This is a genomic window from Sinomonas sp. ASV322 (assembly GCF_030908245.1).
In the GTDB taxonomy this organism is placed as follows: Bacteria; Actinomycetota; Actinomycetes; order Actinomycetales; family Micrococcaceae; genus Sinomonas.
Genome location: NZ_JAVFJJ010000002.1, coordinates 360,629 through 373,792 on the forward strand (window position 1 = coordinate 360,629; position 13,164 = coordinate 373,792).

Sequence of the window (13,164 nt, forward strand, 5' to 3'; positions counted from 1 at the left end):
GTGACGCCGTCGCAGGAGCAGGCCTACTACGCGGAGACCTACCTGACCGAGGCTGCGGCCACTGTCGTCGCCGCAGGCTCGGCCGAGGGCACCGCGTGGGTCGCCGTCACGCCGAACATCTTCCACCCCAAGGGCGGTGGCCAGCCGTCCGACGAGGGAACGGTCGACGGCGTTCCCGTCACCCCGGCGCGCGACGACGACGGGCTCGTTGTCCTCGCGGGTGCGCCGGCCGCGCTCGAGGTGGGGGCCGCCGTCGTCTGTTCGGTGGACCCCGCGAAGCGCCGCCTCCACGCCGCCCTGCACACGGCCGGGCACGTGCTCGGCGCACTCGGCGAGGCGCGCGGCTGGCAGCATTCGGGCCACAGCCACTTCCCTGGCCAAGCTCGGCTCGACTTCGACCCCGAGGGACACGAGGACGAGCTCGCGACTCCTGAGCTCCGCGAGGGCGTCCTCGCCGAACTCCAGGCAGCGATGGACGCGGCGCTCGCGCGCGGCGGCGTCGTGACCGCGTCCATGGACGACGCCGGGCACCGCACGGTCACGATCGACGGCGTCAACTCCGAGCCGTGCGGCGGGACGCACGTCCGGTCGCTCGCAGACCTTGCGAACGTGCGCATCCTCGAGGTCAAGGTCAAGCGCGGCGCGATCAAGGTGCGCTACGAGGCCGAGCACGCCTGAGCAGCCGTACGGCGAGCAGCCCCATCGCGCCCTCAAACGCGTACGCGACGGAACGCCGATCCGCCGTCTACGGTGCGGCCGCGCCTACTCGTTGACGAGCGCTGCATAGCGGGCCAGGTAGAGCGGCCAGCCGCCGTCGTTCTCGACGCCCGCGTAGACGCTCTCCCAGCCGGGACCGTGCCGGTCGATGTGCCGATGCTCGAGCTCGACCCTCGTGCGGCCCGGACCTTCGGCGACGAAGCGCACCTCGACCTCGCTCGCGTTCGCGGTGTCCGCCTCGAGCTGCCAGGTGGGCCCGATGTCCCAGCTGAACACCACTCGCGTGGGAGGCTCGAAGGCGAGGACGCGCGCCCAGCGGCACTCGCTGCCGTCCTCGCCTCGGTCGTAGATGTGCCCCCCAGCGCGACGCTCGAACACGGTCTCGGCGATCGGCACGGTCAGCAAATTGTGATCGCGCGGCTTGATCTCGTCAAAGCGTTCGGTGAATACCGCGAAGGCTCGTTCCACCGGGGCGTCCACGGTGATCACCTTGCGGACGGCTGTCTCTGCTGCCAAGGTCATTTCTCCTCCATCTCAGAGTTATTGCGAGCCTCGGCGTCGTCGCGGACTGCCGTCTCGTAATTGGCCAAGGCCCGGTTCCAGAACATGTCGAGCTGGTCTCGCAGCGCTTGCACGCCAGCCGGATTGAGCCGGTAGACCCTCCGGGTCCCCACTGTCTCGTCGCTCACGAGGCCGGTCTCCTTGAGCACCTTCAGGTGCTGGGAGACTGCTGGGCGGCTGACCGGAAGCTGCTCGGCGAGTTCGCCCACCGGGCAGGGACGCACGGCGAGGAGCTCGAGGATGGCGCGCCGAGTGTGGTCGCCCATGGCGTCCCACACATCGTCCGGCCTTTCGTAAGTGGCCACGAACAGTAAGTTACGACTTACGGTTGTTGCCGTCAAGATCCGGGCACAACAAAGGGCGTTCCGTCCTGTACGCGTACAGGACGGAACGCCGTCTCCCCAATCAACCACGCCCGCGGAATCCCGCGGTTGGCCTCATGCGATCAGTGGCGGGGCACCATGACGGCGCGACGGCCGAGCGTGAGGCCCAGCGCGATCATCCCGACCCCGAGGACGAGGTGCAGCACGTTGTCGGCCGCGTTGATCGGGACGAAGTTCGCTGCGACATCTCCGGTGAAGATGAGCCCATAGACGAAGAGCACGAGGTAGATCGCACCGCCCCACACGAGGTAGCCCTTGGCTGCGCCCGCTGTGCGCGCGAGGACCAGCCCGGCGATGCCGAACAGCCCGTGGACAATGTTGTGCAGCACAGACACTTGGAACAAGCCCAGAAGAAGCGTGTGGGAGCCGTACCCCGCAAAGCCAATCTGGCCCATGGTCGTGAGGGCCGGAATGAAGCCGAGGATCCCGACGAGGAGGAACACGGCCCCCACGATGTAGGCAGTTAGCTGGAGGGGGCTGCGGTGCGTGACGGCCGAAGTGGACATGACTACTCCTAAGTTGTCTTCCGGCGGAGATCCGCTGGTGTCCGGATGTTTCCGATAGTGCCGGTGCGGTATGCCCGCACCGACAGTTCGGAGCCCGCGCGACCTCGGATTGGACGGTCTGACAGGCAGCGTCAGCGAATCGGCTCAAGCAGGAGCGGTTTCGTGGACGGCTGCGGCGAGCCGCCAGCGGGTTCGACCGTCACGCCGAGGTATGCCGCGCTCCCCACGCCGCCGGCGAGTTCGTTCCACGTACTGCCGTCGCCCGACGCCACGAGCCCCACGGGCTTGGCCCCCCCACCGGCGTCGATGAGCCACAGCTCGTACGCCTTGCCTTCCGCCGTGGGCGGCATGCCAATCGTGATGACGCCCGCGAGCGACGCATCCCGGGAGTGCGCGACGAGCACCGTCCCGCCGCCGGGGACGCTCGTCTCCTGGACCTTGACGTCCGACGCAGACAAGATCTGATTGATGACGGCCGACCTCGAGCCCTGAACCGCAGCGAGGTCACGGAGAGCCTCGTCCCGCTGCTGCTGCACACGGAGGCCCCACAGCCCGGCCCCACCCGCGGCGACGAGAAGGGCGGCGGCCGCTGCGGCGAGCCACCGGCTGCTCACGGGGAACGGACGACGGCGTCCCTCCCCGAAGCGTCCAAAGGTCACGTTCTGCGGGTGCTCACCCACCGGACGTGACCCCCGAACAGTGGCTTCTCCTCCGGGGGTCACCTCCTGCGGGTGCTCACCCACCGAAGGTGACCCCTGAACGGTGGCTTCCCCTCCGGGGGTCACCTCCTGCGGGTGCTCACCCACCGGACGTGACCCCTGAACGGGAGAAGACGACGGCGCGACGTCGGCCTGCGGGGTCACGGCGATCTGCGCCATGAGGCGCGCCTTGAGCTCGGACGACGGCGCGACCGGTGTCGTCCCCGCGGCGAGCAGCGCTGCCGTCTCGCTCAACTCGCGGGCCTCCTGCGCAGTCGTGTGCCCGAACGGGAGGCTTTCGACGCGGCGCCGCTCGTCGCCGTCGAGCGCGTTGAGGGCATAGGCGCCGGTCAGCAGATGCAGCTGATTACTCATGGCTTCCTCCCAACGCGTCCCTCAGACGGATCATGCCGTCGCGGATTCTGGTCTTCACGGTGCCGAGGGGCAGGCCCAGGGCGTCGGCGACTTCGGCGTAGGTGTAGCCGCCGTAGTAGGCGAGGCGGATCGCCTGCCGCTGTACCTCGGTGAGCGATTCGAGCGCCTTGTGCACCCGTTCGCTCTCGAGCGCGACCTCGACCTGGTGCTCGACGTCGTCGTAGCTCTCCCGATACTCCCGAATGCCTTCCCGGAGATCGCGGTCCGTCGCGGCCTGGGCGGCCCGCACGCGGTCCACTGCCCGCCGGTGCGCCACGACCGTGATCCACGCTCGCGCCCGGCCGCGGTCGGCGTCGAACCGCTTGGCCTGCTGCCACACCTCGAGGAACACCTCCTGCGTGACCTCTTCGCTCTGCGCCGGGTCGCGGACAACGCGGAGCACGAGACCATGGATGACCGGGGCGAGCCCATCGTAGAGGTCGGCGAAAGCCTCTTGGTCTCCGCGCGCGACCCTTGCCATGAGCTCGTCGAGGTCCGGGGCCGAGGGTGCCTCGGCGTCGCGGTCCGGCATGTAGACAACTGTCTCATGTCCGCCCATAGACCTCCCCATGCCACGACCAAGGTGCCGCGCAGTCCGTCGCGGCAGTATCGGTTCGGAGCCCACCGCGCCGCGGATTGGCGCACAGGCCCGGGGCGTAGGGTGGGAGGGCCATGACAGGAGACCCGAAGCCCTTCACCTTCCGCTCGATCGCGCTGCCCGTCTTCCTGCCCGCGCTCCTTTTCGCGACCGGCGAAGGGGCGATCCTCCCGATCATCCCCATCACGGCCCACAACCTCGGCGCCTCCCTCGCCCTCGCTGGCCTCGTCTCCTCGATGGTCACCGTCGGAACGCTCACGGGAGACCTCCCGAGCGGCGCGGTCGTCTCGCGGCTCGGCGAGCGACGGTCGATGATCGTCGCGGCGTTCGTCGCACTGGGCGGCATCGCGGTGTGCCTGCTCGCGGCGAATCCGTGGGTCCTGCTCGCAGGGGTGTTCCTCGTTGGCCTCGCGACCGCCGTGTTCGCACTCGCCCGCCACGCGTTCATGACGACTCACGTCCCGCTGCGCTACCGCGCCCGCGCCCTTTCGACGCTCGGCGGCGTGTTCCGAGGCGGCTGGTTCCTCGGGCCGCTCATCGCGTCGGCCGTCATCGCCGCGACGGGGACACCCCAATCGGCGTTCTGGATCTTCGCGGCCGCGTGTGCCCTCGCGGCAACGTCGCTGCTCGTGTTGCCGGACCCCGAACGCGCGGCGACCGGGGCGGCGGGGGCCTGGGCGGGATCCCGGGCGGCGGGACCCGGGGCAGCCGACGGCGCGGCGGAACCCGGCGCGGCGGCGCGCCCCGGCGCACAGCGGACGACGGCGGCCCGGGAGCCCGGGCACGGCCTGTTCCGTGCGATCCGGACTCACCGGACGGTGCTCGTGCGCATGGGCTCTGGCGCGGCACTCGTGGGCGCAGCGCGGTCCGCGCGGATCACGCTCCTGCCCCTATGGGCCCTGAGCATCGGCCTCGGCGAGGCGAACACGGCGCTCGTGATCGGCATCGCGGGAGGGGTCGAGTTCGCCCTCTTCTACACAAGCGGCCACATCATGGACCGCTGGGGTCGCCTCTGGAGCGTCATGCCGTGCATGCTCGGGCTCGGTGCCGGCTTCCTCACCCTCGCGTTCCTGCACGATGTGCCGGGACGCGCGGGGTGGTTCGTCGCCGTCGTCCTCCTGCTCTCGGTGGCCAACGGCCTCGGGAGCGGGATCATCATGACGCTCGGCGCGGACCTCGCCCCGCGAACCCAGCCCGCGAGCTTCCTGGGCGCGTGGCGCTTCGCGAGCGACGGCGGGCAGGCAGCGGCCCCGCTGCTCGTGTCGGGGCTCACGGCCGTCGCGTCGCTCGCCTTCGCGAGCGGGACGATCGGCGTGCTCGCCTTGCTCGGCGCCGGGATCCTCGCCCGGTATGTGCCGCGCTACGTCCCCCACCGCCGTCGTGCGCCAAGCCGTGCTTCGGAGCTCGCGGACGGCGCGCGGGAAGGTGCCTGACTCTGGAACCCCGCCTCGAGCTGGAACCCCGCCGCCTGAGGAACTCGGGCGCGCCCACCCTGTGCCGGGCTTCACACGCCAGTGGCCGCCATCCCCCGCGGGGATGACGGCCACTGGCGTTTGCGGACCTGGACGGTGCCCGCGCCGGGCTGCCCCGGCGTCGTCCTACTTCTTCAGATCGAAGCGGTCGTTGTCCATGACCTTCGCCCATGCCGTGGCGAAGTCGGCCACGAACTTCTCCTGCGCGTCGTCCGAAGCGTAGACCTCGGCGAGCGCACGGAGTTCGGAGTTCGAACCGAAGACGAGATCCACGCGGCTGCCGGTCCAGCGGCCGTCAGACGTGGTGTAGGTCTTCTCCTCGGCGTCCGGGATCCACTCGAGGCCGAGCTCGAGCAGGTTGACGAAGAAGTCGTTGCTGAGCGCGCCCGGGCGGTCAGTGAAGACACCAACCTGCGAGCCGTCCCAGTTGTTGCCCAGGACGCGGAGGCCGCCGATGAGGACGGTCAGCTCAGGGCCGGAAAGGTTGAGCAGGTTCGCCCGGTCGATGAGCAGGTACTCGCTCGGCAGCTTGAGGAAACCGCTGTCGTGGTTGCGGAAACCGTCGGCCACCGGCTCAAGCCACGCGAACTGCTCCGCGCTGGTCTGCTCCTGAGTGGCGTCCACACGGCCCGGGGTGAAGGGGACGGTGATGTCGTGACCGGCGGCGAGCGCCGCCTGCTCGACACCCACGCCACCGGCGAGGACGACGACGTCGGCGAAGGACACCTTGACGTCCGAGGACGCGTTGAAGTCGGCGACGATCTCCTCGAGCTTGGCGATCACCGGCTTCAGCTTCGACGGCTGGTTCACCTTCCAGCTGACCTGCGGCTCGAGGCGGATGCGGCCGCCATTGGCGCCACCTCGCTTGTCAGAGCCACGGAAGGAGGCCGCGGCCTTCCACGCGGTGGAGACCAGATCCTCGACGGACAGGCCGGAGGCGATGATCTTCTCCTTGAGCACGGCGATCTCGGCGACGCCAATGGCCTGCTCGGGTGCGGCGGGCAGCGGGTCCTGCCAGATGAGGTCCTCAGCCGGGACCTCCTTGCCGAGGTAGCGGGCCTTCGGGCCCATGTCGCGGTGGGTCAGCTTGAACCACGCGCGGCCGAAGGCGTCCTCGAGAGCGCCGAGGTCGTCCTTGAAACGGCGGGCGATCGGCTCGTACGCCGGGTCGAAACGCAGGGCCAGGTCGCTCGTCAGAACGCGCGGCTCGCGGTTGCCGGAACCCGCGTGCGCTTCCGGAACCATGTCCGCTCCGCCGTCGTCCTTCGGGCGCCACTGCTTCGCGCCGGCCGGGGACTCCATGAGCTCCCACTCGTACGCGAAGAGGATGTGCAGGAACTCGTTGTCCCAGCGGGTCGGGTGGTAGGTCCACGTGACTTCGAGGCCGGACGTGAGGGTGTCGGCGCCCTTGCCGGTGCCGTAGCCGTTCTTCCAGCCGAAGCCCTGGGCCTCCAACGGAGCGGCCTCCGGGTCCGGGCCGAGCTTGTCGTCGGGGTGGGCGCCGTGCGTCTTCCCGAAGGTGTGGCCGCCGACGATGAGGGCCACGGTCTCCTCGTCGTCCATGCCCATGCGGCGGAAGGTCTCGCGGATGTCGCGGGCGGAAGCCAACGGGTCCGGGTTGCCGTTGGGGCCCTCCGGGTTGACGTAGATCAGGCCCATCTGGACTGCGGCCAGGGGCGCCTCGAGGTCACGGTCGCCGGTGTAGCGCTCGTCGTCGAGCCAGACCTTCTCGGGGCCCCAGTACACGTCGTCGTCCGCTTCCCACACGTCCGGGCGGCCGCCGGCGAAGCCGAAGGTCTTGAAGCCCATGGTCTCGAGGGCCACGTTGCCCGCGAGGATCATGAGGTCGGCCCATGAGATGGACTGGCCGTACTTCTTCTTGACCGGCCACAGAAGGCGGCGGGCCTTGTCCAGGCTGCCGTTGTCCGGCCAGGAGTTGAGCGGCGCGAAGCGCTGCTGGCCGGCGCCGCCACCGCCGCGGCCGTCGTGGGAGCGGTACGTGCCCGCGGAGTGCCAGGCCATGCGGATCATGAACGGCCCGTAGTGGCCGAAGTCAGCAGGCCACCAGTCCTTGGAATCCGTCATGACCTCGGCGAGGTCAGCCTTGACGGCGTCCAAGTCCAATGCCTTGAAGGCCTCGGCGTAGTCGAAGTCCGAGCCCAGCGGGTTCGCCACGGCCGGGTTCTTCGCCAAGATCTTCAGGTTGAGCTTGTTGGGCCACCATTCGTTGTTGGCGATGCCCTGGGTCGGGTGGACGCGAGCGCCGTGGGCTACGGGGCACTTGGAGATGGTGCTCTCAGACACGGTTTTCCTTCCGGGGTTGGTGTTGGGTTTGCGAGGTGAGGTCTGTCGATCTGACCGCGGCCTCTGCCGCGAGTCGCTGCCTGGTCACGCGCCGCCCGGCGGCACGGAGCTGCTCGGACCATGGGGGCCTCTCGCCCTGGAAGGCCGTGAGCTGGGACATGTCCCCATTGAACCAGCTATTTTGAGTTAGTCAAAATAAATTTCGGCAACTTCGGGTGAACACCAGTGGCCGAGTGTCCCGCGGCTCCCAGGCGCCGCCACGCTCTAGTCTCGGTCGTAGACCGGCGGGACCGGCCCGCCTCATATCCCGGAGACAAACCATGACCAACGCTGCCGGCGCCACCACCCTCACCGCGAAGCATCCGATCCCCCACGTGCGCCCGCGCACTCTGCTGAAAAAGGCCGACCTCTCCGCGCTGCATCCGACGGTGCTGGCCGAAGCCGAGCACCGCGCGGCGAGCATTCAGTTGCGCATCGCCGACGCGATCACGGCCTTCGCCGGGTCGATGTGGTTCGTCTACATCCACATCGTGCTGTTCGCGGTGTGGATGCTGTGGTTCGAGCCGTCGCCGTGGCCGACGCTGACACTCATCGTCTCGCTCGAGGCGATCTTCCTCTCGACCTTCGTCATGATCGGACAGAACCGGCAGGCAGCCTTCCAGCAGGCCAAGGCCGATCGTGACTTCCAAGCGCAGGATTCGCTGCTGACCGAGAACACCGAGCTCACCCGGCTCATCCACGCCCTCTCCGAGGAGATCCACGCGCGCGTCCTGGCCGAGGTGCGGACAGAGCGGCCGTCGGCCCACGGAGAGACCGCCGGCTGAGCGTCAGGCGCCGCCCGCCGTCGTCGTCGGCGGCGTCGGCATCCCCCTGCGGTGGGGGAAGCCGAAGCGGTCGAGGTCCTCGGCGGCGCGGACGACGGCGTCGCCCGCTTCGCGCTGCGCCTGCGCCTCAAGCTGGGCGACGTCGGTGTAGCGCCCCGAGAAGTGCGTGAGGACGAGCGTGCGCGCCCCGCCGACCCGCGCGAGTCGCCCGGCCTGCCCCGCTGTGAGGTGACGAAACTGCTCGGCGAGCTCGGCGTCGTCGTCCGCAAAGGTGCATTCGGCGACGAGGAGGTCGGCGCGGTCGGCCAGCTCGTCGGCGCCCTCGCACGGAGCCGTGTCCATGACGAACGCGAAGCGCTGCCCGGCCCGGGGCGCGGTCACCTCCTCGAGCCGCACGCCGCGGAGCTGGCCGAGCCGCTCGAGCCTCGCGATGTCGGGCCCCTCGATCCCCTCGGCCGAGAGCCGATCGGGGAGGAAGGTACGCCCGTCGGGCTCGGCGAGCCGATACCCGTACGCCTCGATCCGGTGCCGGAGCGGCCGCACCTCGAGCCCTGGGGCCACCTCGCCCGGCCCGCCGTGTGGATGGAGCCGGACGTCGACGCCCGGGGAGGCGACGGCGACGAGCGCCCGCACGACGTCGTGCCCCGACGCCGGGAAATGCACATTGACGGGATGCTCGACGCGGTCGAGGGCCATGCGCGAGAGCACGCCTGGCAGGCCGTAGCAGTGGTCGCCGTGGACGTGCGTGAGGCAGATGCGCGTGATCTGCGTCGCCGCGACGCCAGCGAGCAGCATCTGCCGCTGCGTTCCCTCGCCGGGATCGAACAGCAGCCCCTCGCCGTCCCACGCGAGGAAGTAGCCGTTGTGGTTGCGGGTCCGCGTCGGGACCTGCGAAGCGGTGCCGAGGACGACGAGTTCTCGCATGCAGCCCAGTATCTTGCTACTTCGCGTGCGCGGGGAACCTCGGATCAAACAGCAAGCACGCGAGCGGCCCGGACGACGGCGGCCGTCACCTCGGCGAGGCCCGGCGAGTCGAGCGTCCAAGCCTGCCAGTAGAGGCGGAGGTCCTCGGACCACTCGGGGTTGAGGAGGACGAGTTCGCCGTCGGGGTCCTGCTGGTCCGGGACCATGCCCCAGCCGAGACCCGCGCGCACCGATTCGAGGTACTGCACCGAATCGGGGATGAAGTGCTGGGGTGGTGTCGCATCCGGGGCGACCCGCGCGAGGAGGGCCAGCTGGTGGCTGTCCTTGCGGTCGTACTGCATGACCGGGGCCACCCCCAGGGCCTCAGGCGTCGGGCCATTCGGGAACCAGCGGTCAACGAAGCCCTGCGAGGCCTTCGCCCGGTAGACCATCGTGCCGAGGGGACGGACGCTACAGCCTTGGACCGGGGTCGGGTCCGCCGTGACCGCCGCGACCGCGTCGCCCGAGCGGAGGAAGTCCGCCGTCGCATGCTCGTCGTCCCTGCGGAGCTCGAGGGCGATCCGTCCGCCGAGCGCGATCTCGCGAAGGGCCGGCGGGAGCCACGTCGCGATCGAGTCGGCGTTGACGACCACGGGAACCCGAAGGCGTTCGGGGCGTTGCGCGCTCAGCTGGGCGGCGCCGTCGTTCGCATTCTCTGGCGAGCGCAGCGCGAGGAGGGCCTCGTCGGCGAGGAGGAGGAGTTGGCGCGCCGAGCGGAGGAGGCTCTCGCCTGCCGGGGTGGGGCGCACGGGCTTGAGCCGGCGCACGAGGACGCTGCCGACCGAGCGCTCGAGCGCCTTGATGCGCTGGCTCACGGCGGACGGCGTGAGGTGCAGCTCGCCGGCCGCGGCCTCGAACGTCTCGAAATCGACGACGGCGGCAAGCGCCCTGAGCTGGTCGAGTTCCATGCAGAAACTCTAATGCAGATGCAAAAATAGTAAATTGATCTTCAGATTATTGCCCCGTACCGTCGAAGGATGATCCCCTTCCTCGCGGGCCTCGGAGCAGGCCTCGGACTCATCGTCGCCATCGGCGCGCAGAACGCGTTCGTCCTGCGGCAGGGCATCCGGCGCGAGTGGATCCTGCCGGTCGTCGCGGTGTGCGTCGCGAGCGACATCACGCTCATCTTCGCGGGCGTCGGCGGGATCGGAGCGGCGGTCCAGAGCGCGCCCGCGCTGCTCACGGTGATCCGGTGGGTCGGGGCCGCGTTCCTCGTGGCGTACGGAGTCTTCGCGGCCCGGCGGGCGCTGCGGCCGTCGTCGCTCGTCGCGGCGACGGGCCAGTCCGGGGGGACGGTGTGGTCGGTCGCGCTCACGGCCCTCGCGCTCACGTGGCTCAACCCGCACGTGTACCTCGACACCCTCGTACTGCTCGGCTCGCTCGCGAACGCGCAGGGCGATGGCAGGTGGCTCTTCGGCCTCGGCGCCGCGACGGGAAGCGCGCTGTGGTTCCCGTCGATCGGCTTCGGGGCGCGAGGGCTGAGCGGGTTCTTCGCGCGGCCGGCGTCGTGGCGCGTGCTCGACGGATGCGTCGCGGCCCTCATGATGGCACTCGCGGTGCTGCTCGCGTCGGGGACCTAGACCCGGCGGCGGGGGGGCCCCCCCCGCCGGGGGGGGGGGGGGGGGGGGCCGGGGGGGGGGGGCCCCGCCCGCCCCCCCCGCGGCGGCCCTCCGGTGGGCACTCGCGGTGCGGCGCGCGGGGGGGACCTACCCCCGGGGGCGCCAGCCCCAGCTGCGCCTGGGGCTGGCGCGGCTCAGAATGGGCGGGGCTCAGACGGGCGCGACGAGCGGCTCCGTCCGGCGCATCGCCGGGAGGGGGTGATACCGCGTGATGAACCTCTCGACGGCGTCCACGTCGGCCCGCGCGAGGCCCCGCGCGGCGTCCGGCGCGATGAGGATGGACGCGATCCCTGCATCGGCGAGGGCGTCCTCGGCGGCTTCGCTGCGCGTGACTCCGAGCCTCCGGTCGAACACCGCGAGCTCGGCATCGATCCAGGCGACCCGGCTGACGCCGCGCACGGCCGCGAAGTCGAGGACGGCGTCGATCTTCCACCACCCCGCCTCATCGGCGCCGCGCGTCAGGACGCACACCTGGGGCATCAGGCCGAGGACCCTCAATTGGGCGGCCGTGCTCACGCATCCGAACACCGCGTGGTGCCCCGCGGCCGCGCTGATCCGCCAGAGGGAAGAAGTGCCAGGGCCTTCGCACGCGCCGATCCCCCGCGCGTCGATCACCACGGCAAGTCCGCTCATCGCTTTCGGGTCCTCTCCTCAGGGCACGTCAACCATGCTCGTGCCGCCGACCCCCGACATGTGCACTTCTATCATTGGACATGTCTATTTGACATGTAAAGAGCCAAATTGACGGTTGCTGCTGGGATCCCTCCGCCCACCCCGCCCTTCGTGTACGCGTACACGACGGCACGCGATTTCAGGCGTCCGTTCCAGTACGCGTACAGCACGGGACGCGGGGAATGACGCCCCCGCGAGCCCGGGAATTCCGGGGTTCTTCGGCGATCGGCGGACGCGCACGGCCGGGTCGGCCGGCGGAACGCGTACAGTTCGGCACGCGATTTCAGGCGTCCGCTCCAGTACGCGTACAGGAAGGGACGCGCGAGGCAAGGAAAGGGACGCGCGCACCGCCCGGGGACGCGCGGGGACACACGCGTCGCGCGCACCGCCCGGGGACGCGCGGGGCGCCGGCCAGCCCTACGCCCTCGTCGACGCCCTCGCGTGAAACCGTGCCTGGACGAGCCGCGGCCCCTCGGCCGGCTCCCCCGCGATGAGGCCTTCGAGGAGTTCGAGCAGGGCGGCCGTGGCCGCCGCCGGATTCATCTCGAGCGCCGAGATCGCCGGCCGGCTCACGCGTGCGTGCTCGGAATCCGACCCAGCGGCCACCATCGTGCGCTCGGGAACACGAACGCCGAGCCCCACAAGGCCCTCGAGCACCCCTGCGGCGTGCCGCCCGGTGAGGCAGAAGACCGCGTCGGGGGCGCCGTCGCCCGCGATCCGCGAGGCAACGGACCGCCCGCCGTCGACCCCGGCGCGCTCGGGGACCTCGTAGACCCGCGGCTCGACCCCCGCGCCCGCGCACCACTGACGGTAGGCCGCCTCGCTGTCCGCATTCCACGCGTTCGGGTCGGTCCCACGGACCAAGGCAACAGTGCGCGCGCCCTGCCCGGCCAGGTGGTCGAGGACGAGCCGCGCCGACCCGGCGTCGTCCTCCGACGCCCACTGCATGAAGTCGGGCCGGGACAGGTCCCGCCCGAGCGTGACATAGGGGATCCCGCGCGAGGCGAGCAGCCGCACCACGGGGTCGTCGACGTGCGGGTTCGTCACGATGTACCCGTCCATCGAAAACGCGAGCGGCGGGACGGGCGGCCGCGTCAGGTCGGGAACGAGCATGAGGCTCAGCCCGCGGGCGAGGGCGCGGGACGCCGCGGCCCCGACGAAGCGTTCGAAGACGTCGACGCCCGACGGCGTGTAATCGGCGAGCGCGTCAAGCGACCGGAGCACGAGGCCGACGGCGCCCATGGGCGAGCGCCGGAGCCCGCGCGCGAGGGCGTCGGCCTGGTACCCGAGCTCGCCCGCGACGGCCTGCACGCGTTCTCGCGTCGCGGCGCTCAGCGTCCCGGTCCCGTTGAGCGCAAACGAGACGGCCGCGGTCGAGACACCCGCACGGCGCGCGACATCGCGGATCGTTACGCCCTGCCTTCCCATCCCGC

At 70.6% G+C, this 13,164-nt stretch carries 14 protein-coding genes; 4 read left to right on the forward strand and 10 right to left on the reverse strand.

Features of this window, described 5'->3' with window-relative positions:
* Window positions 1-678, forward strand: coding sequence for a hypothetical protein (locus RBS12_RS04300; RefSeq protein WP_307964829.1), 678 nt, complete (start codon window positions 1-3; stop codon window positions 676-678).
* An 84-nt stretch (window positions 679-762) separates the two neighbouring features.
* Here RBS12_RS04300 and RBS12_RS04305 read toward each other — a convergent pair whose 3' ends face one another.
* The 5 genes from RBS12_RS04305 to sigK form a co-directional block, all read right to left on the reverse strand.
* Window positions 763-1,239 carry an SRPBCC family protein gene (locus RBS12_RS04305; protein WP_307964830.1) on the reverse strand — a complete coding sequence of 159 codons (477 nt, stop codon included), beginning with the start codon at window positions 1,237-1,239 and terminating at the stop codon, window positions 763-765.
* On the reverse strand, window positions 1,236-1,583 hold the full coding sequence (locus tag RBS12_RS04310; RefSeq protein WP_307964831.1) for a metalloregulator ArsR/SmtB family transcription factor: 348 nt from the start codon (window positions 1,581-1,583) through the stop codon (window positions 1,236-1,238). The genes RBS12_RS04305 and RBS12_RS04310 overlap by 4 nt, the downstream gene beginning before the upstream one ends.
* Window positions 1,584-1,723: 140 nt before the next feature.
* Window positions 1,724-2,167 (reverse strand): DUF4383 domain-containing protein, encoded by a 444-nt coding sequence (locus RBS12_RS04315; protein WP_307964832.1) that lies wholly within the window; start codon window positions 2,165-2,167, stop codon window positions 1,724-1,726.
* Window positions 2,168-2,298: 131 nt separating this feature from the next.
* Window positions 2,299-3,240 carry an anti-sigma factor domain-containing protein gene (locus RBS12_RS04320; RefSeq protein ID WP_307964833.1) on the reverse strand — a complete coding sequence of 314 codons (942 nt, stop codon included), beginning with the start codon at window positions 3,238-3,240 and terminating at the stop codon, window positions 2,299-2,301.
* A complete protein-coding gene (gene sigK / locus RBS12_RS04325) occupies window positions 3,233-3,838 on the reverse strand; it encodes an ECF RNA polymerase sigma factor SigK (RefSeq protein ID WP_307964834.1) in 606 nt (201 codons plus the stop codon). Before sigK ends, RBS12_RS04320 begins: the two co-directional genes overlap by 8 nt.
* Window positions 3,839-3,951: 113 nt before the next feature.
* Between sigK and RBS12_RS04330 the strand changes: the two genes are divergently transcribed.
* Complete coding sequence (locus tag RBS12_RS04330) at window positions 3,952-5,310, forward strand: MFS transporter (protein WP_307964835.1); 1,359 nt, start codon at window positions 3,952-3,954, stop codon at window positions 5,308-5,310.
* Window positions 5,311-5,475: 165 nt separating this feature from the next.
* Here RBS12_RS04330 and katG read toward each other — a convergent pair whose 3' ends face one another.
* Window positions 5,476-7,653 (reverse strand): catalase/peroxidase HPI, encoded by a 2,178-nt coding sequence (gene katG / locus RBS12_RS04335; protein ID WP_307964836.1) that lies wholly within the window; start codon window positions 7,651-7,653, stop codon window positions 5,476-5,478.
* A gap of 320 nt (window positions 7,654-7,973) precedes the next feature.
* Here katG and RBS12_RS04340 point away from each other — a divergent pair, with 320 nt between their 5' ends.
* Window positions 7,974-8,477 (forward strand): DUF1003 domain-containing protein, encoded by a 504-nt coding sequence (locus RBS12_RS04340; RefSeq protein ID WP_307964837.1) that lies wholly within the window; start codon window positions 7,974-7,976, stop codon window positions 8,475-8,477.
* A 3-nt stretch (window positions 8,478-8,480) separates the two neighbouring features.
* On the opposite strand, the gene RBS12_RS04345 is transcribed toward RBS12_RS04340, so the two are convergent.
* Window positions 8,481-9,401, reverse strand: a complete 921-nt coding sequence (locus RBS12_RS04345; protein WP_307964838.1) for a ribonuclease Z — start codon at window positions 9,399-9,401, stop codon at window positions 8,481-8,483.
* 44 nt (window positions 9,402-9,445) lie between these two features.
* Entirely contained in the window at window positions 9,446-10,348 is a 903-nt protein-coding gene (locus tag RBS12_RS04350; RefSeq protein WP_307964839.1) for an ArgP/LysG family DNA-binding transcriptional regulator, read from the reverse strand.
* Window positions 10,349-10,417: 69 nt separating this feature from the next.
* On the opposite strand from RBS12_RS04350, the gene RBS12_RS04355 reads away from it, so the two are divergent.
* Window positions 10,418-11,020 (forward strand): LysE/ArgO family amino acid transporter, encoded by a 603-nt coding sequence (locus tag RBS12_RS04355; RefSeq protein WP_307964840.1) that lies wholly within the window; start codon window positions 10,418-10,420, stop codon window positions 11,018-11,020.
* Between the two features lie 189 nt (window positions 11,021-11,209).
* Here the strand turns inward: RBS12_RS04355 and RBS12_RS04360 are convergent, their stop codons facing one another.
* On the reverse strand, window positions 11,210-11,692 hold the full coding sequence (locus tag RBS12_RS04360; protein ID WP_307964841.1) for a hypothetical protein: 483 nt from the start codon (window positions 11,690-11,692) through the stop codon (window positions 11,210-11,212).
* A 456-nt stretch (window positions 11,693-12,148) separates the two neighbouring features.
* On the reverse strand, window positions 12,149-13,159 hold the full coding sequence (locus RBS12_RS04365) for a LacI family DNA-binding transcriptional regulator (protein WP_307964842.1): 1,011 nt from the start codon (window positions 13,157-13,159) through the stop codon (window positions 12,149-12,151).
* Window positions 13,160-13,164 lie beyond the last annotated feature (5 nt).